Origin of the sequence: Enhygromyxa salina (genome assembly GCF_002994615.1) — a bacterium.
GTDB lineage: Bacteria > Myxococcota_A > Polyangia > Nannocystales > Nannocystaceae > Plesiocystis > Plesiocystis salina_A.
Map to the genome: position 1 here is coordinate 1 of NZ_PVNK01000294.1, position 20150 is coordinate 20150.

General features: G+C 70.5%; 13 protein-coding genes. 7 read left to right on the forward strand and 6 right to left on the reverse strand.

Annotation, left to right across the window (positions count from 1 at the left end; genetic code table 11):
* Positions 1 to 214: 214 nt before the first annotated feature.
* On the reverse strand, positions 215 to 697 hold the full coding sequence (locus ENSA5_RS34120; protein ID WP_146156417.1) for a hypothetical protein: 483 nt from the start codon (positions 695 to 697) through the stop codon (positions 215 to 217).
* Positions 698 to 952: 255 nt separating this feature from the next.
* On the opposite strand from ENSA5_RS34120, the gene ENSA5_RS34125 reads away from it, so the two are divergent.
* Together ENSA5_RS34125 and ENSA5_RS34130 are read left to right on the forward strand one after the other, a co-directional pair.
* Positions 953 to 1603 carry a ComF family protein gene (locus ENSA5_RS34125; protein WP_106395912.1) on the forward strand — a complete coding sequence of 217 codons (651 nt, stop codon included), beginning with the start codon at positions 953 to 955 and terminating at the stop codon, positions 1601 to 1603.
* A 206-nt stretch (positions 1604 to 1809) separates the two neighbouring features.
* Positions 1810 to 2418 (forward strand): response regulator transcription factor, encoded by a 609-nt coding sequence (locus ENSA5_RS34130; RefSeq protein WP_181198446.1) that lies wholly within the window; start codon positions 1810 to 1812, stop codon positions 2416 to 2418.
* 230 nt (positions 2419 to 2648) lie between these two features.
* Here the strand turns inward: ENSA5_RS34130 and ENSA5_RS36675 are convergent, their stop codons facing one another.
* On the reverse strand, positions 2649 to 4673 hold the full coding sequence (locus tag ENSA5_RS36675; RefSeq protein ID WP_181198447.1) for a PAS domain-containing sensor histidine kinase: 2025 nt from the start codon (positions 4671 to 4673) through the stop codon (positions 2649 to 2651).
* Between the two features lie 93 nt (positions 4674 to 4766).
* Between ENSA5_RS36675 and ENSA5_RS34140 the strand changes: the two genes are divergently transcribed.
* The 3 genes from ENSA5_RS34140 (at position 4767) to ENSA5_RS34150 (ending at position 13838) form a co-directional block, all read left to right on the forward strand.
* A complete protein-coding gene (locus tag ENSA5_RS34140) occupies positions 4767 to 6863 on the forward strand; it encodes a response regulator (RefSeq protein ID WP_181198448.1) in 2097 nt (698 codons plus the stop codon).
* A gap of 79 nt (positions 6864 to 6942) precedes the next feature.
* On the forward strand, positions 6943 to 12750 hold the full coding sequence (locus ENSA5_RS34145) for a protein kinase domain-containing protein (RefSeq protein ID WP_106395915.1): 5808 nt from the start codon (positions 6943 to 6945) through the stop codon (positions 12748 to 12750).
* A 17-nt stretch (positions 12751 to 12767) separates the two neighbouring features.
* Positions 12768 to 13838 carry a nucleotidyltransferase family protein gene (locus ENSA5_RS34150; RefSeq protein WP_106395916.1) on the forward strand — a complete coding sequence of 357 codons (1071 nt, stop codon included), beginning with the start codon at positions 12768 to 12770 and terminating at the stop codon, positions 13836 to 13838.
* Positions 13839 to 13840: 2 nt separating this feature from the next.
* Here the strand turns inward: ENSA5_RS34150 and ENSA5_RS34155 are convergent, their stop codons facing one another.
* The 4 genes from ENSA5_RS34155 to ENSA5_RS34170 all read right to left on the reverse strand — a co-directional run bounded on the left by ENSA5_RS34155 (position 13841) and on the right by ENSA5_RS34170 (position 18452).
* Positions 13841 to 14365 carry a hypothetical protein gene (locus ENSA5_RS34155; RefSeq protein WP_106395917.1) on the reverse strand — a complete coding sequence of 175 codons (525 nt, stop codon included), beginning with the start codon at positions 14363 to 14365 and terminating at the stop codon, positions 13841 to 13843.
* Positions 14366 to 14507: 142 nt separating this feature from the next.
* A complete protein-coding gene (locus ENSA5_RS34160; protein ID WP_106395918.1) occupies positions 14508 to 15548 on the reverse strand; it encodes a ribonuclease H family protein in 1041 nt (346 codons plus the stop codon).
* A gap of 7 nt (positions 15549 to 15555) precedes the next feature.
* Positions 15556 to 16371 (reverse strand): gamma-glutamyl-gamma-aminobutyrate hydrolase family protein, encoded by an 816-nt coding sequence (locus tag ENSA5_RS34165; protein WP_106395919.1) that lies wholly within the window; start codon positions 16369 to 16371, stop codon positions 15556 to 15558.
* The gene (locus ENSA5_RS34170; protein WP_106395920.1) at positions 16368 to 18452 is read right to left on the reverse strand and encodes a M3 family metallopeptidase; all 2085 of its coding nucleotides are present in this window, start codon (positions 18450 to 18452) and stop codon (positions 16368 to 16370) included. Before ENSA5_RS34170 ends, ENSA5_RS34165 begins: the two co-directional genes overlap by 4 nt.
* Positions 18453 to 18626: 174 nt before the next feature.
* Between ENSA5_RS34170 and ENSA5_RS34175 the strand changes: the two genes are divergently transcribed.
* Both ENSA5_RS34175 and ENSA5_RS34180 read left to right on the forward strand, forming a co-directional pair.
* Complete coding sequence (locus tag ENSA5_RS34175) at positions 18627 to 19502, forward strand: patatin-like phospholipase family protein (protein ID WP_106395921.1); 876 nt, start codon at positions 18627 to 18629, stop codon at positions 19500 to 19502.
* A gap of 333 nt (positions 19503 to 19835) precedes the next feature.
* The coding region (locus ENSA5_RS34180) for a hypothetical protein (RefSeq protein ID WP_146156421.1) at positions 19836 to 20150 on the forward strand (315 nt) is incomplete at its 3' end.

Below are 20150 nucleotides of genomic sequence, written 5' to 3' on the forward strand. Positions count from 1 at the left end.
GGAATTTTCGCCGAGGGCGCGAAGCCAAAACGCCGCTGTACCGGGCGTACTGCAAGTTTTGGCGACAAAGCCCTCGGCGAAAAGGCCAAGCGAGGCGGCGCGAGGGATTGCACCCCGGGCTGCTAGCGCCCAAGGGGTATCTTTATCGTCTCCAAGACTCGGGCCTGCGGCCCGACAACCTCGCTTCGCTCGGCCCCCAGGTCCTGGGAGACTGTCAGGCGGCCTGGCCCCAGCGACGCTGGAGCGGCTGGTCCCAGACCGGGCCGACGACCTCGACCCCGACCTCGACCTCGGCGAGCTTGCGACCGTCGCCGCGGATCTCGATGGCCAGGGTCAAGAAGCACTGCTCGCCAGCCACGCTGCGGTAGCGAACCGTGGCGATCGAGCTCAGCGGCTCGCCGACGCTGACCCGCCCGAGCACGCGCAGCTTGCCCGCGGAGGTCTGCTCGAGCCGACAGCCACCGAGCCCGCTGGAGCGCTCGATCGCGCTCAGGGCCCGGGCCAGGACCAGGCCCTCGGGGACCGGGCTGCCCGCCACCGGCGGCTGCTCGAGGCGCACGCGGAAGCCCGGCCGATCATCACGGCCACCGAGCACCCGAGCCCGCTCCCAGCCAGCAACTTCCTGGGGCGTGATCCGGAACGCGGATGAAAACAGCAGCTCACCAACACCAAAACTCGAGGGAGTGCGAATTGACATCTAAACCTCCTCTAATTCTTTTAGGCCCTGCAGCGCAAAACGGCACGAACACAAACCAGTGTTCCCATAATTGCAACAAATCTCTCGATCGCACTGCTAGACCCTCATGACTGGCCGAATTCAGCACTTTCAATCTGGCCGACGCATTCGCTGCGCATTGACGCCCGGCTAAACTGCCGAGATCACTTCGCGAGATCTCCTCATTTTCGGTCCCAAAAGCGTGAAAACGACCTCCAACAGGGCCGAAGACCCTACGTGTGGCTCTCACTGTTTCCACCGATCTGCCTCGGGTGCGGGGTCCTGCTCCGCCACGACCTGCCCCTGGCGCTCTGCTCTCGCTGTCGTCCACGTCAGGCACGGCTGCCGCCCTCGCTGGCCGAGGATCTGCGCATTCGGGCAGTCTGGACCTACGAGGGGCCCCTCGCTCGTGCCGTCGTCGCGCTCAAATTCAACGGCGCGCTGGCCCTCGCGGGTCCCCTCGGGCGCCTGCTCGCGGACGATCCCCGCCTCGTCGAAGATCCTGAAGGCCAGCCGATCGAGCTCGTGGTCCCGACGCCCCTGCACTGGCGCCGCCGGCTCGCGCGCGGTTTCGATCAGAGCGAGGAGCTGGCCCGCTGGGCCCTGCGCCACGCCAACGCCCGCCACGGCTGGGCCCCGGCCCTCGGCCGCCGGGTCCTCACCCGGGCCCGCGCGACCCGGCCCCAGACCGAGCTCGACGCCCCCGCCCGCGAGCGCAACGTCGAGGGTGCCTTCGTCGTCAAGCGGCCCGAGCTCGTTCGCGATCGCCGCGTGCTGGTCCTCGACGACGTGACCACGACCGGGGCCACGACCCGGGCCTGCATGCGGGCGCTCGACGAGGCTGGCGCGGCCTCGGTCAGCGCCTTGACCTTGCTGCGGGCGGTCTGACCGCCTCCCCCGCCCCTGGCGATCCCACGCCCCTCGGCGCTCAGCGTGGCGCCAAGGGCATCTGCGGGCCGCTTGGCGAAGCAATGGAACGTCGGCGGGCGGCCAGCGAACTACATGAGGCCCAGCCCATGCCACTCGATCCGCCCAGCTCCCTCCGGCACGCCGCGCCGTCTCTGGCTGCCTCTGCCTCTGCCTCGCCCACGGCCGTGGCCATCGTCAGCGCGGATCCGCTGGTCGCCGCCGCGCTCCGCGCCCGGCTCGCCTCCGCCGCCGATCTCTGGGTCGTCGCCGACCCGAGCCACGCCGCCGTCATTATCTGGGATCCACCGTCACACCCAGCGGCCGACGAGCTGCCCACCCTCCCCTTCGAGCCCGATCCGAGCGGCGGGTCCGAGCCCGCGGCGATCGTCGCGCTCGTCGCCGAGACCACCGCCCCCATGCCGCTGCTCGCCGCAGGAGTCCGCGGCCTCCTCAGCCGCGACGCCGACTCCGACCGGCTCCACGCCGCGATCCTCGCGACCGCGCGGGGCTTGACCGTGCTCGACGAGGATCCCGCCGACGCCATCGTCGCCGCCTGGTCCCCGCCCTCCGAACCCGAGCCCCGGCCCGAGATCGATCGCCTGACCCCCCGCGAGCACGACGTCCTCGCGCTCCTCGCCGACGGCCTGTCCAATCGAGCGATCGGCGAGGAGCTCGGCATCTCGGCCCACACCGTCAAATTCCACGTCGACGCCCTCCTCGACAAGCTCACCGCCCGCTCCCGCACCCAGGCCGTCGTCAAAGCCATCCGCCAGGGTTTGTTGGCCTGGAGCTAGCAGCCCGGGGTGCAATGCATCGTGTCGCCTCGCGCCGGAATGTTCGCCGAGGGCGCGAAGCCAAAACGCCGCTGTACCGGGCGTACTGCAAGTTTTGGCGACAAAGCCCTCGGCGAAGAGGCCAAGCGAGGCGGCGCGAGGCATTGCACCCCGGGCTGCTAGTCTTCGAGGGGGCCCTTTTGAAAGGCTCCGTGAAGGCTAGCAGCCCGGGCTGCTAGCACCCCGGGCTGCTAGACGCTCTCGAATCCCCAGCCGTTGTCCACGCGGAGGTGGATGTGGAAGCGGGTGCCCTGGCCCAGCGAGCTCTCGACCTCGAGCTCGCCGCGGTGCTCGCGGACGATGCCGTGGCTGACGGACAGGCCCAGGCCTGTGCCCTCGTCGCGGCCCTTGGTGGTGAAGAAGGGGTCGAAGATCCGACCGATCACATCCGGTGAGATCCCGGCGCCGTGGTCTTCGACGGTCGTCGAGACCCACTGCTCGCCGTCGCGCTCGATCACGCGGGCCTCGATCGCCATCCACTTCTCGTCGTCGTACTCGGGGTAGCGGGCGTTGAGAGCGTCGCGGGCGTTGGCGAACAAATTCATGAACACCTGCTGGATCTGCTGGCTGCGGCACTTGATGCGCGGGAGCTCCTCGGGCACGTCGAGGCGCAAGAGGATGTGGTCACGGCGCAGGACCGCGCGCATCAAGGTCAGCGTCGACTCGACGATGTCGCAGATCCGCGCCGGGCTGTGGTGCTCCTTCTCTTGCCGCGCGAAGGCCAACAGGTTGCGCACGATCGTCGCGACCCGCTCGGTCTCCGCGACGATCTCGCCGGCGAAGTCGGCGACCGCCCCGCCCGGCTCCGCACGCATGCGGACGAGATCCGCGTAGTTCATGATGCTCTGGATCGGGTTGTTGATCTCGTGGGCGACGCCGCTGGCGAGGGTCCCGATCGACTCCAACTTCTGTTGCTGACGCAGCTGAGCCTCGAGGTTGGCGCGCTCTTGCTCGGCGGTCTTGCGATCGCTGATGTCGGTGCCGATCAGCAAGAAGCCCCGGGTGTCACCTTCCACGTAGGGGACGACCCGCTGGGACCACCAGCGATCTCGGTCGCCAGGCTCCGAAGCGGGCACCCCGATCTCGTAGCTCGCCGGCTCCTTCGTGCGGATGGAGAGCTCCATCGCGCGCCGGAGCGCGACCGCGCCCTCGATCCCGAGATGCTCGAACACGTCGGAGCCGTAGAGCTCCTCGGGCCGACGCCCGTCGACCGATCGGTTGGTCACGACGATGCGCGCGTCCGCGTCGAGCTCGGTGATGCGATCGGGGACGTTCTCCCACAAGAAGCGCCAGCGCGACTCCGAGCGGCGAAGCGCTATCTCCGCGACGCGGCGCTCGGTGACATCGGTGAGGATCATCGTAATCGCGACGACCGCCCCCCCACGGATGACCGGCGCGCCCTGGACCTCGTACCAGCGCGGATCCGAGTCGTCCGTGCTCGAGACGATCCCGCGCAGGGCAAATTCATGGGCCCCCTTGCGCGCGACAATCTCGGCGATCGCGTTCTCGAGGTCTGCGCGGCTCTGGCCTCCGGCGAGCTCGAATACGCTCGAGCCGATGAGCTCCCACGGTTCGCGGCCGTCGACGGGCACCTGACGGTTGACGAACAAGATCGTGCCCTCGAGATCGATGGTCACGATGACGTTGGGCGCGTGCTCGACGAGCGACAGGAACCGAGCTTCGACGTGGCCGAGCGCGTCCTCGGTTCGCTTGCGCTCGGTGATCAGCTCGCCGCTGGCGTAGATCCGGCGCCCGAGCCCCTCGCCGCGACCGTCGAGTCGCTGGCGAACCCACATGATCGAGCCGTCCCGGCCGAACAGGCGAAATTCGTGGACCGCCTGGTCGCGGCCCCCGTCGGCGGAGCCGCGCATCAGCGCGTCGACGGTGCGCGCGAACGCGTCGGCGTCGTCGGGGTGCACGTCGGCCGCGCGCGCGAGGCCCTCGACGTAGTCCCGGTCATGCCCGGTCGTGCGGGTGAAGCTGCGGGTCGTCCACGCTCGAATCGCGTAGCCCTGGCTCGGATCGTGGGCCACGCGCTCGGCCAGCCACCAGTAGCCCGCGGTGAGCTGCGAAAACACATCGAGGTCCTCGCGGGCCCTCCGCAGCTCCGCGCGAGTCCGCGCCAATTCTTCGAGCGCGGCGCTCGACCCCACGGCCCCGGTCTGTGGCTGTCCAGTCCCAGGGCCCTCGGCGGCCTCGTCATCCGGGGAATCCATCGTGTCGGCGACTCGGCTTGTCATGTTATACCCGTTGAGCCGCACCGAGAAAATCGGTCACGCCGGTTCGCGGCGTGTGTTGCGTACCCGCCCATGGCCCGAATCCTCGTCGTCGACGACGAACGCAGCTTGCGTCGTACCTTTGCCCTGTTTCTTCGTGACGATGGCCACGAAGTCGAGACGGCGGAGGACGTCGATCAAGCCCTGGCGACCCTCGAAAAAGCCGGTGAGAAGGCCAGCGAAAAGGCCAGCGAGCAGACCGGAGAGGCAGGCAGCGACGCCAAGGGGCAGTTCGACGTCGTGGTCTCGGACATCATCTTGCCCCGACGCAGCGGCGTGTCCCTGATGGAGGCGATCGCCGAGCGCTGGCCCGACATCAAGGTCATCCTGGTCACGGGCGAGCCGACCGTCGAGACGGCCGCGAGCGCGGTCCGCTCGGGCGCCTACGACTACATCTCCAAGCCGGTCTCGAGCTCGAAGATCCGCAAGGTCGTCGCCTCGGCCGCGCGGGTAAAGTCGCTGCAAGACGACAATCGCCGGCTCCAGGCCGAGAACGACCTCCACCGGGCGATGCTGGCCAAGCTCGTCGAGGTCCGCACCGCCGAGGTCCGTGACACGCGCGAGGCGCTCGCCTCGACCAAGGAGCGGATCAGCCGGATCGCGTCCAACATCCCGGGGGTCCTGCTCCAATTCGAGCAGCGCGATCCCGACGCGCCGTTCAATTTCACGTTCATGGCTCAGAGTGCCGAGCAGACCTTCGGGATCAACCCCGAGGCCGTGCTCGCCGACTCGCGGGTGTTCACCGACCGCGTCCACCCCGAAGACCGCGAGGATCTGCGCGACTCCCTGGCCCGCTCGGCCCAGACCCTCAGCCTCTGGACCTGGGAGGGCCGGATCATCATGCCCTCGGGTGACGTGCGCTGGTTCCAGGCCCAGTCGCGCCCGGTCCGGACCGAAGACGGGACCGTGGTCTGGGACGGGGTCATGCTCGACACCAGCGACCGCAAAGATCTCCAGGCCCGGCTGATGCTCTCGGACCGCATGGCCTCGATCGGCACCCTCGCGGCTGGCGTCGCCCACGAGATCAACAACCCGCTCACCTACGTGCTCGCCAACCTCCACATCCTTGGCAAGCGCGCCGACAAGGCGACCAACGGCGAGCACGGCGACGCCGCCCGCGACCAGCTCTGCTCCCAAGACACGCTCCAGCTCCTGCGCGAGACCGCCGATGGCGCGAGGCGAGTCCGCGACATCGCCCGCGACCTCAAGACCTTCTCGCGCTCGAGCGACGAGGTCCAGCCCGTCGACGTCCGCCAGGTCCTCGACTCCTCGGTCCGCATGGCGATCAACGAGATCCGCCACCGCGCTCAGCTCGAGCGCAACTACATGGACGTGCCCCTGGTCCTGGCCAACTCCTCGCGCCTCGGCCAGGTGTTCCTCAACCTGATCGTCAACGCGGCCCAGGCGATCCCCGAGGGCGCGGCCGACGACAACCTGATCCGGCTCGAGACCACAACCGGGCCCGACGGCCACGCCGAGGTCACCGTGACCGACAGCGGCAGCGGCATCGAGCAGCGGCTGATCGCCCGGATCTTCGAGCCCTTCGTGACCATGAAGCCGGTCGGGGTCGGGACCGGCCTCGGGCTCTACATCTGCCGCGACATCATCCTGAACATCGGCGGGGTCATCGAGGTCGAGTCCGAGGTCGGCGAGGGCACCAGCTTCAAGGTCAGGCTGCCGCCCGCCCCAGCCGACGCCGTGCTCCGCCCGCAGGGGCCCACGCCCGGGCGCAAGCGCGAGAAGAGCATCCCGCGGGCGCGGCTGCTCGTGATCGACGACGAGCCCAACATCGGCCGCAGCTTCGTTCGCTCGCTGCCCGAGCACGACATCACCGTCGTCGACAGCGGCCGCGAGGGCGTCCGCCTGCTCGACGAACACAACAAATTCGATCTGATCTTCTGCGACATCATGATGCCCGACGTCACGGGTCGCGACGTCCACGAGCAGATCAGCGAGCGTCACCCCGAGATGCTCGATCGAATCGTATTCATGACCGGGGGCGCGTTCACGGAGCGGGCTGGTGACTTTATCGAGCGCGTCAACGCGCGGCTGATCGACAAGCCCTTCGATGTCGCCACGATCCGCACGGTGCTGCGTGAGAAGCTCGTGCCCAACCAGGCCAAACCATGACCTCACGGTCACGCACCCCCCGAGGCTTGCGCTCGCGCAAAGCACGGTCTGGGGTGCAGCTGGGGGCTAAACTACCGCTGTGTCCACTCTGCCAGGTTTCGAGCCCGGGCCGCTGATCCACGCCGGATCCCGTTCGCGAATCCTGCGGGCGCGTCGTCAACGCGACGGCATGTCCGTGGTGCTCAAGACCCTGGCGTCGAGTCGGCCGAGCTCATCGGCGATCGCCCGGCTCCGGCGCGAGTGGGAGATGGGCGAGGGCTTCACCCACCCCAACGTCGTCCGCTACATCGGGTTCGAGACCTCGGGCCACGCCGCGGCGATCGTCATGGAGGACTTCCACGGCATCTCGCTGGCCGAGCGCGTCCCCGCGCGCGGCTTCGCGATCGACCGCTTCCTCAACATCTCGATCCAGCTCGCCCGGGGGCTCGCGGCGATCCACGCGCGGGGCGTGATCCACAAGGACGTCAAGCCGCGCAACATCTTGATCGACGCGAGCGGCGAGCAGCTCAAATTCATCGACTTCGGGGTCTCGGCCTGGCTCGACGACGGCGAGCGCCTGACCGTCGCGCCCAACCGCCTCGAGGGCACGCTCGCCTACATCTCGCCCGAGCAGACCGGGCGCATGAACCGAGTCCTCGATCACCGCGCCGATCTCTACTCCCTCGGCGTGACCTTCTACGAGCTCCTGTGCGGGCAGGTCCCCTTCTCCGCGACCGAGGCCCTCGAGCTGGTCCACTGTCACCTCGCCAAGCTGCCCGACGCGCCCACGAGCGTGCGCGGCGAGATCCCCGAGCAGCTCTCGCGCCTCGTGATGAAGCTGCTCGCCAAGGCGCCCGAAGACCGCTACCAGAGCGCCCGCGGCCTGTTTCACGATCTCGTCCGTCTGCGCGAGGTCCTCACGCGCGACGCGACGGCCTCGGAGTTCGAGCTCGGAGCCCACGACCGCGGGCCCGAACTGCGCGTGCCCGAGCGCCTGTTTGGCCGCGACCACGACCTCGAGGTGCTCGAGCGCTCGTGGGCGAAGGCCCAGCGCGGCCGGCCCTCGGTCGTGCTGGTCTCGGGCAGCTCCGGCGTCGGCAAGTCGGCGCTCGTCAGTCAATTCGAGAGCCGGCTCCGCGATCGCGCGGGCGCCTTCGTCAGCGGAAAGTTCGACCAGCTCGGCAGCCGCGCGGCCTACGAGGGCTTTGCGACCGCGTTCCGGACCCTCGCGGGTCGGATCCTCGGCGCCGGGATGGACGAGTTTCGCAGCTGGCGATCGCGGCTGAGCGAGGCCCTCGCGATCAACGGCCGGATCCTGCTCGACGTGGTCCCCGAGATGGAGCCGATCGTCGGGTCGCTGCCCGCCGTCGCGCCGCTCGGGCCCGAGGAGTCGCAGCACCGCTTCAACCTCGTGTTTCGTCGCTTCGTCCGGGCCTGCGCCCGCGTTGGCCAGCCGCTGACCTTGTTCCTCGACGACCTCCAGTGGGCGGATCCGGGCAGCCTCGCGCTGCTCGAGCTGCTCGCCAGCGACGACGAGCAGAGCCACCTGATGCTGATCGCCGCGGTCCGCGACGATGAGATCGACGCCGCCCACCCCACGCGCCAGACCCTCGACAACCTCCGTCAGGGCGGCGCGTCGGTCGTCGAGCTCCCGCTCCGGGCGCTCGGCGTCGCCGACGTCGAGGCGCTGATCGCCGAGTCCCTCGGCTGCTCGCCCCCGCGCTCGAGCGAGCTCGCCGAGCTCGTCGTCGAGCGCACCGCGGGCAACCCCTTGTTCGTCCGCACCTTCCTCCAGATGGCGTGGGAAGAGAAGCTGCTGACCGCCGAAGAGCACGAGGAGTCCGCGCCCGACTTCGACGGCGACCTCGAGCTCCTGCACCACGTCACGTGGTCCTGGGACGAGGTCGGGCTGCGCCAGATGCAAGCCAGCGAGTCGGTCGGCGAGCTCCTCGCTCGACGCCTGCGCCAGCTGCCCGACTCGACCCGCGCGGCCCTGCGGACCGCCGCGTGCCTCGGCGGCTCCTTCGTCCACGAGACCGTGGCCGCGATCAACGAGGTCCCGATCCCGGAGGTGCTCACCGACCTTCGCGCGGCCGCCCGCGCGGGCATGATCTTGTTGCGCGACGACGGGCGCTGGGACTTCGTCCACGATCGCGTGCGCGAGGCGGCCCACGCCCTCTTGCCGCCCGACGAGCGGGCCGCCGCGCACCTCGGGATCGGCCGGATGCTGCTCGCCAACACCCCCCAAGACCGCCTCAGCGAGCGCGTGTTCAACATCGTCGATCACCTCGACACCGGCCGCGCGCTGATCGCCGACCCCGCCGAGCTCGCCGGGCTCGCCGAGCTCGCCCGCATCGCTGGCGAGCGAGCCCACGCCGCGACCGCCTACGAGACCGCCGTCCGCTACCTGCGGACGGGGATCGAGTGCCTCGCGCTGATCGACGCGATGGCCGAGGCCCCCGGCACCGACGCCGTCGGGCGTGTGTCGTGGCGCGAGCACTACACCCTCGCGCTCGGGCTCTATCGCCAGCTCGCGATCGCCGAGTACCTCTGCGACGAGATCGAGGCCTCGCGCTCGCGGATCACGACCGCGCTCGACCACGCCCGCGACCCCGTCGACCGCGTCGAGCTCTTCGACCTCCTGGTCCTTCAGCAGACCATGGCGACCAACTACGCCGAGGCGATCTCGACCGGGCGCCAGGCCCTCGCGCTCGTCGACATCACCCTGCCCGAGGGCGACGACGCGATCGACCAGGCCCTCACCGCCGCGCTCGCCGAGTACCGCGAGCTCCTCGGCGGCCGCGCGGTCGCGTCGCTGATCCGGCTGCCCAAGATGAGCCGCCGCGAGACCATGAGCGCCGCGCGGCTGCTCTCGACGATGATGAGCGCGGCCTACAGCGCCGACTACCGGCTGTTTCCGCTCGTGACCTTGACCCTGGTCAACCTGACCCTGGTCCACGGCTCGCTGCCAGAGTCGGCGTTTGGCTACGCCCACCACGGGACCTTCGTCGGCGCCGTGCTCGGCGACCACGCGACCGCCTACGAGTGGGGCAAGCTCGCGCTCGCGCTCGCGCGCGAGTACAGCGATCTCGCCCAGGAGGCCCGGGCCTCCAACATCGTCGCCGGCTTCCTGCTCCCGTGGCGGGTTCACGTCAACCAGTGCGAGGCGCTCAACGACCGCGGGCAGAAGGCCGCGGCCGAGTCCGGTCAGCTGCAGTTCGTCGGCTACATCCAGTACCAGCGCCAGCTCCTGCACATGTTCTCGGGCGCCTTGCTGACCCGGCTCGAGGTCGATCTCGCCCGCGCGCTCCCGCAGCTGCACGAGATCAACCACGTCTACGCCGCCAACGTCGTGCGCAGCATCCAGCTGATCGTCGCGGCGCTGCTCAGCGACCGCCCGCCCGGCGAGGTCCGCGAGCTCGGCGCGCTCGAGGCCGAGTTCCTCGCGAGCTGCCGCCAGAGCCACAGCTACATCGCGATCTGCGTCCATCACATCTACCGAGCCCAGGTCCAGTACCTCCACGGCGACCCCGCGGGCGCGATCGCGTCGATCAGCGCGAGCAAGGAGTTCTTGCCCTACGCGATCGGCCACGTCGCGCTCGCCGACCGCAATTTCTACCACTCGCTCGCGCTCGTCGCTGCGCTGCCCGACAGCCCCGAGCACCGCCGCCCGCTCGCGCTCGCGACCATCGAGCACAACCAACAACAGATGGCGATGTGGGCCGCGAGCGCGCCCGAGAACTTCGAGCACCGCCGCCTGCTCGTGGCCGCCGAGCTCGCCCGCTTCGACGGCGACATGCTCGCAGCCCTCGACCTCTACGAGCGCGCGATCGAGTGCGCCGCCGACCACGGCTTCGTCCACGTCCACGCCCTCGCCTCGGAGCTGGCCGCGCGGATGTGGATCACCCGCGGCAACCGACGCCTGGCCCTGCCCTTCCTCGGCGCCGCGATCACCAGCTACCGCCGGTGGGGCGCGCGAACCAAGCTCGGCCTGCTCGAGGCCGAGTTCCCCGAGATGTTCCGCGAGCTGACCCTGCCCCTGCGTGGCCGCCACGTCAGCGTGACCTCCGAGCCCTGGGCCGGGACCGGCAGCTCCCAGGCCCTCGACCTGGCCACGGTCACGCGCGCGTCGCAGGCGATCTCGAGCGAGATCGATCTCAATCGCCTGCTCGCCCGGATGATGCGGATCATCCTGCTCAACGCAGGCGCCAACCGGGGCTTTTTGATCCTCGAGGCCGAGGACGACTTTCGGATCGAGGCCGCGGCCAGCAGCGACCTCGACGAGGTCGAGGTCGACCACAAGCGGCCGCTGTCCGACGCCCAGCTGGCCGTCGGCATCGTCCGCCACGTGCTCCGCAGCGGTGAGAACGTGGTCCTCGAGGACGCCCATCGACGCGGGCCCTTCACCGACGACCCCCACGTCGCGCGGCGCCGGCTCAAGTCCGTCCTGTGCACGCCGATCCGCCACAAAGACGAGCTCGTCGGGGTCCTCTACCTCGAGAACGAGCACGCCGCGGCCGCGTTCACCGACTCGCGCACCGAGGTGCTCCAGATCTTGCTCTCGCAGGCCGCGATCTCGCTCGAGAACGCCCGCTACTACAACGAGCTCAAGACCCTCAACGCCGAGCTCCGGACCCGCGCCGACGAGCTCGCCGTGTCCAAGACCCGACTCGAGGCCGAGATCGCCGAGCGCGAGCGGGGCCAGGCCCAGCGCCTCCAGCTCGAGGCCCAGCTGCGCCAGTCCCAAAAGATGGAGGCGATCGGCCAGCTCGCCGGTGGGGTCGCGCATGACTTCAACAACCTCCTGACCACGATCCTGGGCTCGTCCGACGTGCTCGGGTCACGGATGCGGGCCCACGCCGACGACGATCCCGACGGGTTCGCGCGCAGCGGCGCTGGCGAGGTCCGGATCATCCGCGAGGCCGCCGAGCGCGGCGCCTCGCTCACCCGCCAGCTCCTGGCCTTCTCGCGCCGCCAGGTCCTCCAGCCCGAGACCCTCGACTTGAACGCGCTCGTCCGCCGCAGCGGCACGATCCTCGACCGCCTGCTCGGCGCCGCGCACCGACTCTCGGTCAAGCTCGCCGACGACCTCGGCCAGGTCCGCGTCGACCCGGGCCAGCTCGAGCAAGTCATCCTCAACCTGGTCATCAACGCCCGCGACGCGAGCGAGAGCGGCAAGGTCTGGCTCACGACCCGGGGCGTGCGCCTCGACGCGCCAGCTCCAGCCCAGCCCCAGGCCGTGCCCCCCGGCGACTGGGTCGTGCTCGACGTGACGGACACCGGCTCCGGCATGGATCGCCGGACCATCGCCCACATCTTCGAGCCCTTCTTCACGACCAAGGGCGTCGGCGAGGGCACCGGCCTCGGCCTCTCGACGGTCCTCGGCATCATGCAGCAGTCCGACGGCTTCGTGACCGTCACCAGCAAGCTCGGCGCCGGGACCACCTTCGAGATCTGGCTCCCGCGCGTCGCCAATGAGACCCGGGCCGAGCCCGCGCGGGCCGAGACCGAGGACCCCGACCCCAGCCTGAGCGAGGGCGGCGAGACCGTGCTCGTGGTCGAGGACGAGGCGCCGGTCCGCCGGACTGTCGAGCAGATCTTGCGGATGCACGGCTACACGGTGCTGACCGCCGAGGACGGCGCGGGCGCCCTCGAGCTGTGCGCGAGCCACGAGGGCGCGCTCGACCTGGTCCTGACCGACTTCGTCATGCCGCGCCTCGGCGGCCTCGACCTCGCCGCCAAGCTCCGCGTCGTCGAGCCCGACGCCAAGATCCTGTTCATGAGCGGCTTCACCGACGGGCAGCTGGCCAAAGACAAGATCGCCGCGCTCGGCGGCATCGAGCTGATCGAGAAGCCCTTCCGCGCGGCCGCCCTGCTCGAGCGAGTCCGCGAGCTCCTCGACAGGTAGCATCGTCGCTGACGCCCATGGGGCCACCCAAGCACATGCGCTCGAGCTCCTCTCCGAACGCGGCCGCCGCCGTGCCCTCGGCCTTCGCCGAGTGTCTACCCGACGTCGGGCTGACCCCCGCCCAGGTCCCGGCGATCCTCACGGCCGAGCGGTTCTCGCGTCGCCAGCTTCAGCTCGCCCGCGCGCGCCTGGCCGCGCTCACGCAGCCCGAGCCCGACAGCTGGCGCGCGACCGCGACCTTCGCGTTTGGATCGCTGGGCCGGCTCGAGGCCTCGCCGGAGTCAGACCTCGATCTCGCGTTCTTGTACGACGGCGCCCGGGTCGGTCGAGCCGCGGCCGAGGCCCAGCGCGAGCGCGTGCTCGCGAGCCTGGCCGAGTCCTTTGACGTGCCCCAAAAGACCTTCGCTCAGGCCGTGGATCTGCGCAGCCTGACCGACAACATCGGCGGCCACGCCGACACCAACGAGACCCTGACCTACCGCGCGCTGCTGCTGACCGAGGGCGCGTGGCTCGGCGGCGCCGGGCGGGCGACCAAGCGCGCGGTGTTTCGGGCCTACGCCGACGCCCAGATCTCTCGCGGCCGCTTCTTGACCTCGCTCGGCAACGATCTTCACCGCTACTACCGGACCTTGTGCATGGACTATCGCCACAAGGTCGAGGCCCTCGACAAGAGCTGGGCGATCCGCGTGCTCAAGCTTCGTCACTCACGCAAGCTCTGGCACCTCGCCAACCTCGCCTTGCAGTGCTGGGCCGTCGACGCGATCGACGACGACGCCTCGCGCGACGTGGCCCTGGCCTCGCGCGTCGGCTGGCCCTCGCTGCTGCGCCTGTTTGGCGCGCTCGACCACTTTGGCGCGCCCGAGCTCGCGCGCGAGCCCTTCTTGTGCTTCGACCGCTTCCTCGCCGCCCTCGCCAACGCGGAGGTTCGCGAGCAGCTGCGCGTGCTCGACTATGAAGAGCGGGACACCTCGCCGATCTACCGCGAGCTCCACGACAACGCCGCGTGCCTCGACGACGCCGCGGCCGCGGTCGTCGAGCTGCTGTTCGAGCGCTGCCGCGCGTTCATGGTCCGCTTTTGTATCTTGTGAAGTTAGCGGGGGTCCTCGAGCCGGGCGCAGGTCTCGTCGATGACGGTCGCGAGCCCCTCGGTCTCGATCGGGCGCTGATCGGGGCCGACGACGACCTCACCGAGCCACACGACCGCCTCCATGCGATCTCCGAACACGCGCATCGGGAACCGGTCACCGACGACCGTGGCCCGGACCTGCGCCCGGACCTCGGCGAAGATGGCCTCGAAGGTCGAGAGCGCCTGCGCCAGCCACGGCTTGTCGCCCTCGAAGGACACGGCCACGGCCTGGAGCCGATCGCCGAGCGAGGACAGCCCCCGCACAATTCGTCGCCGCGTGTTGATCTTGGGCAGCTCGCCCTCGCCGAGCGCGACCAAGAGCAGCGCGACCCCCTGGGGCTGGTCGCGCGCCATCGCCTCGAGCCCGTCACGCAGCTCGACGAGGGGCGCGTCGTCGAGCTGCCCCGCGGTGATCCAGACCAGGACCGCCCCGCAGCGAACGGCCAGCTGCTCGCCAGCCTCGATCACGATCGCGTCAGCTTCGATCACGCCCGCGATGTTAACACGCCCAGACGCTTCGACCTCGGCCTTCGTGGCCGCCCCTGGCCCGAGCCCAAAGCTCGCCGTGATCGATTTTTCGCGCAGCGAGGTCTGGCAGCGAGGTCTGGCAGCGAGGTCTGGCAGCGGGCTGCTAGAGGCTACGGATCCACTGCTCGCGCTCGAGCCCGAGCTCGCGCCCGAGCGCGGCCTCGACCTCGGCGATGAAGCGCTTCGCGTCCTGGGGGTAGCCCGCCGTCGCGCGCAGGCTCGGCACGCGCGCGATGAAGTAGCGGTTGAACGCGCGCAGGATCAGCTCGCGCAGGTACTTGGCCAGGATCGAGGCCCACGAGATCCGCGGGTCCAGGCGATCGCCGCCCATCACGAAGCCGAGCTCGACCTCGCGCGCGTCGGCCCCCGACAGGCTCAGCTCGTAGCAGCTGAGGTCGCGGCGCTCGCCGATCCGCTCGAGGGTCACCGAGCCCCCGCCCGCGCTCGGCTCGGGAAAGGCCCGGTGTAGCGGCTCGAGGTAGGCCTGGCGACCGCCAGCCTTGTCGCACCAGACCGCGAAGCGCCGCGCGTCGATCTCGTCGAGGGCGAGCTTGGCCATGCGCAGGACCGCGTGGGTCGCCCAGGTGTTCTTGGTGCCCTCGCGGGCGTGCTCGGCCTCGAGCTCACGGTTGACCCGCGCCGCCCCGACGACGTCGGCGCGGTACCACAGCGGCGTGATCCCGGCCGCGCGGGCGGCCGCGGCCAGCTGCGCGCTCGCGGCCTCGATCGCCCCGCGCTCGCTCGTGATCGGCAGCGCCTCGTCGAGCGCCGCCCACCACGGCGCGCGGCGATCTTCGGCCAGCTCGAACTCGCCCACGCCGACGAGCTCGAGCAGCTCGGCGACGCTGCCCGGGACCCGGCCGTGGATCCACGCGACCGTCGCCAGCGCCGTCCGCTCGATCCGCGCGAGCTTGCGCGAGCCGGTGTGGATCTTCTTGCTGTCGCCGACCTCCAGCCGGCCGTCGCGGACCCCGGGGGGCCCGACGGCTGCAGCCAGCGGCCCACGCAGATCATCGCTGGGGCTGCCCGCCCCTCGACTCGCCCCCTTGGTCGAGCGCGTGGCGAAGCCGGCCACGACCAGCGGGCCGAGGGTCGGCCCGAGCCCGGCCTCGTCGAAGCCCACGCGCACGAGCCCGCCGCTCACGCCCAGCTCACTTGCCCGACGCCCGCTCGCGGCAGGCGTCGATGAAGCGCTCGAACACCGGGTTGCCGGGGCTGCGGTGGGGGCCGCCCACCTCCGAGCCGTCGAGCCACTCGGGGTGCCACTGGACCCCCGCGACCCAACGATCGCCGCGGATGTCCTCGACGGCCTCGACGATCCCGTCGGGCGCCCGCGCCGACACCTCGAGGGTGTCCGCGACCTGCTTGAGCGCCTGGTGGTGGATCGTGTTGGTCAGCAGCCCGGGCCCGCCGGTCTCGGGATCGGTGAACTGCTCGCCCTCGAAGACCGCGGAGATCCACGAGTCGCGCTCGAGCCTGACGCCGTGCTCGATGCCCTCGTACTGGTGCCAGTCGCGGTGGACGAGGCTGTCGGCGACCTGGGTCTGGATGTCCTGGTAGAGGCTGCCGCCGAGCGCGACGTTGAGCAGCTGGATGCCCCGACACACGCCCAAGATCGGCTTGCCGAGCGCGAGCGCGACCTCGACGGCGGCGAGCTCGTGGCGGTCGCGGACCGCGTCGCCGCTCCACTCGGGCCGCAGCGGCTCCTCGCCGTAGGAGCTCGGCGCCACGTCGGCGCCGCCTTGCAAGAGCAGCCCGTCGGAGGCCGCGATCGCCTGCTCGAGGGCCTCGCGCTCGCGCAGATCCAGCAGCTGGATCGGGAGCCCGCCCCCGCGCCAGACCGCGTGGGCCATCTTCTGCTCGCTGAACTGCAGGGCCTTGCCCTTGAACAGCCGCCGGTCCGGATCCTCGTGGAGGATGCAGGCCGTCAGCGCGATCCGAGGCCGCGCGTCGTGACGCACGCTCACGCTGCCCCCCGCTCGCCGAGGCCCGAGCGCTCGAGCAGCGCGTCGAGATCGGGGTCGCGCCCGCGGAACTCGCGGTAGAGCTCGGCCGGGTCGCGGCTGTCGCCCCGGGCCAGGATCAGCTCGCGGAAGCGCTGGCCGACCTCGCGGCTGAACACCCCCGCGTCCTTGAATTGCGCGAAGGCGTCGGCGTCGAGGACCTCGGCCCACTTGTAGCTGTAGTAGCCCGAGGCGTAGGCGACCGACGACGCGAACAGGTGGGTGAAGCCGCAGATCATCGCGTAGTTCTCGGGCAGCGGCGCGACGGAGAAGGGCTGCAGCTGCGCGTTGGCGTACGCGAGCACCGGCTCATGCTCGTCGCCCGCGAGCAGCCGCGGCGCGAAGTCGAGGTGGAGCGCGAGATCGAGGCTCGCGAAGCCGAGCTGGCGCATCATCGCGCTGGCGCTGCGGAAGTTGCGGGCGCGGATCATCTTGTCGAACAGCTCGTCGGGGATCGGCGCGCCGGTCTCGTGGTGGCGCGCGAACAGATCGAGCGACGCTCGCTCCCAGCACCAGTTCTCCATGATCTGCGAGGGCAGCTCGACGAAGTCCCAGGCCACGTTGGTGCCCGCGAGGCTCCGAACCTCGACCTCGCTCAGGAGGTGGTGCAGGAGGTGGCCGAACTCGTGGAAGACCGTCTCGACCTCGCGGTGGGTCAAGAGCGCGGGCTTGTCGCCGAGCGGCTCGCTGAGGTTGGCGCAGATCAGGCCCAGGTGCGGGCGGCCCTCGCTCGGGAGCCCGGTGATCAGGTGGTTCATCCACGCGCCGCCGCGCTTGTCCTCGCGCGGGTGGAGATCCGCGAAGAAGCTGCCGAGCTCGCGCTCGCCCTCGCAGACCCGATAGGTGCGGACGTCCGGGTGCCAGGTCGGGAGCGCGTCGGTCGGCTCGACGCGGATGCCGTAGAGGCGGTGGACGAGCTCGAACATCCCGTCGAGCACGGCCTCGAGCCCGAAGTAGGGGCGCAGCTGCTCCTCGTCGAAGTCGTAGAGGGCCCGGCGCTGCTGCTCGGCCCAGTAAGACACGTCCCAGCCGGCGAGCTCGGCGGGCGCGGGCTCGCCCCGCTCGCGCAAGGTGGCGGCGCGAAACTCGATGAGCTCGGCGGTCTCGCGGGCGAAGAAGGGCTCGGTCCGCTGGCGCAGATCGTTGATGAAGGCCCGGGCCGTGGCGCCGCGCTTGGCCATGCGGTCTTCGAGCACGAGGTCGGCGAAGCTCTCGTACCCGAGGACCGCGGCCTTGTCCGCGCGCAGGCGCAGGATCTGCTCGATCAGCCCGCGGTTGTCCCGCTCACCGCTGCTCGCCCGCGTCGCGTAGGCCAGCCAGACCTCGCGCCGGATCTCGCGGTCGTCGAGGTAGGTCAGCAGCGGGATCATCGAGGGCGCGTGGAGGGTGAAGCGCCAGCCGTCGACGCCCTTGGCCTCGGCCGCGACCCTGGCCGCCGCGCGGGCGCTCTCGGGCAGCCCGGCGAGCTTGGCCTCGTCGGTGATGATCAGCTCGTAGTCGTTGGTCGCGTCGAGCACGTGCTGGCTGAACTTGGTCGTGATCTGGGCCAGCTCGACGTCGATGTCGGCGACGCGCTGCTTGTTCGCGTCGTCGAGCTCGGCGCCGTTGCGCCGGAACGCGTCGAGCAGCTTGGTCAGCAGCCGCGCGTGGGTTGGATCGAGCTCGCGGGCCTCGGCGGTCTCGGCGAACTCGCGCAGGGCCGCGTAGAGCCCCGGGTGCTGGTACACGCGCGAGCTGAACACGCTGACCTTGGGCTGCACGAGCTCGTAGGCCGCGCGCAGCTCGGGCGTGGTCGCGACGGACTCGAGGTGCCCGACGATCCCCATCGCCCACTCGAGCCCGCGGCCGAGCTCCTCGAAGGCGTCGAGGGTGTTGGCCTTGGTCCGGGTCGCGCCCGCACCGGGCGGCAGCGCGACGATGGCCTGGAGCTCGGCCTCGGCTTCGGCGAGGAGCTGGTCGATCGCGGGCTCGACCTGGGTCGCCTCGATCTCGGCAAAGACAATGTCGAATCGCTCGCGCACGAGCGGGTTGGCCTCGGAGGTCATTGATCGCTTTTTTGGCGCTCACGAGGCCCGAGCGCAAGCAAGAACTTGGACCGCCGCCCGCGCGCGGCCACGGAGCGGCCAAACCGGCGGCGAGCGCCAGCCGAGCTCAGGGTTTGGGTCCCGCGCGGCCGATCTGCGCCTTGGTCAGGCTGCCGACGCTGCTATTGTTTTGCCATGGCCGACGAGCCCAGCTCCGGTCTGTCCGTCGTCCTCGCTGGCGGCGGCTGCAAGACCTTCTGGGGCATGGGGGTGCTGCGCGCGCTCGACGATCTGCTCCCGCCCGTGCAAGATTGGGCAGGGACCAGCGCGGGCGCGGTCATGTGCCTGGTCCGGGTCAGCGGCCGCGTCGACGAGTGCTACGAGTACTTCCTCGACGTCACGGCCAACAACCCGCGCAATTTTTATCCTGGCCGCGTGTTCGGTGGCGGCCCCGTCTTCCCCCACGACTCGATCGTGCGCAGGACCCTGCGCTTCATCATGGCCGACGGAGGCTTCGCGGCGATCCGTCGGGCCGAGCCCGTTCACATCTTGATGTCCTACCTCACCGCTGGCCGCCCGGCGCTGCGGACCGGGCTGGCCGCGCTGCGAAATTTCGAGCGACGAGCCCGCGCCGGTCGCCTCCACGGCCCACTGAAGCCGCCGCCGGGGCTCGGCGCCCAGATCGTCCGCTCGACCGACGCCATGGATCCCGATCAGCTGCTCGACTGGGTCGTGCGGTCCTCGTCGACGCCCCCGGTCACGCCGCTGCTGCATCGCGGCGGACGTCGCTACCTCGACGGCGCGCTGATCGACAACGCCCCGATCCGGGCCCTGCCCGAGGCCGCCCGCAGGGGCCGGATCCTCGTGCTGCTGAGCAGCCCGAGCAAGGTCGCGCGTCGGTGGCTGCGCCTGCCCGAGGGCGGGCGCGTGCTCTACCTCGCGCCCGCCGACGAGCTCCCGGTTTCGACCTGGGACTACACCTCGCCCGACAACATCGCCGCCACCTACGAGCTCGGCCAGCGCGACGGGGAGCTGCTGCGACAGCGGGTGGTGAGCCTGCTCGAGGGCTGAGTGTCGGCGCCGCGCGCGAGCTTCGGGCTTTGAGATCGCGTGGATCGCGGACCCCGCTCCACCTGCGAGGGTCGCCCGGCCGCCACGACCTGGCGGAGCGGCTCCTTCGGGGTCCGCGCGAAGCCGAGACCGCGCAAAACGCGAAAATCGAGGCTCGGCCTGCGACCCCGATGCCGAGCGCGCGGCGGACTTGCTCGCGAGCTTGTTCCCGACGGGTCTGTCCTTTTTGACCTCCACCTACGAGGTCGAGTGGCTTCACAGCCGCATGCTGCTCGAACGCATCGAGCGAGAAAAGCTCGACCAACCCTCGTCGAATTGGCCGGCGAGCGCTTCATGGTCGCCGTACGAAAGGCCCACTTCGCCCTCGGCGAGGGCCTCGGACTCGACGAGGACTCCGAGGCCGAGGCCCCCGCCGTCGGTGAGCGCGTCGCGGCCCTCGCCGAGGCGATCGCCGACTACGGTCGAGTGCTCGGCGGCCGGGTCAAGAAGCACGACCCGGCCTCCCGCGCCCGCTTCATCACCGCGATGGCCCCGCTCGACGCCCACCGGGCCCGGTACCGACGCGGCAGCACGACCAGCGCCGACGCAGACGAGCCGGCCGAGCTCCCCGACGAGCTCCCCGACGAGGACGACGAGCTCGACATCGAC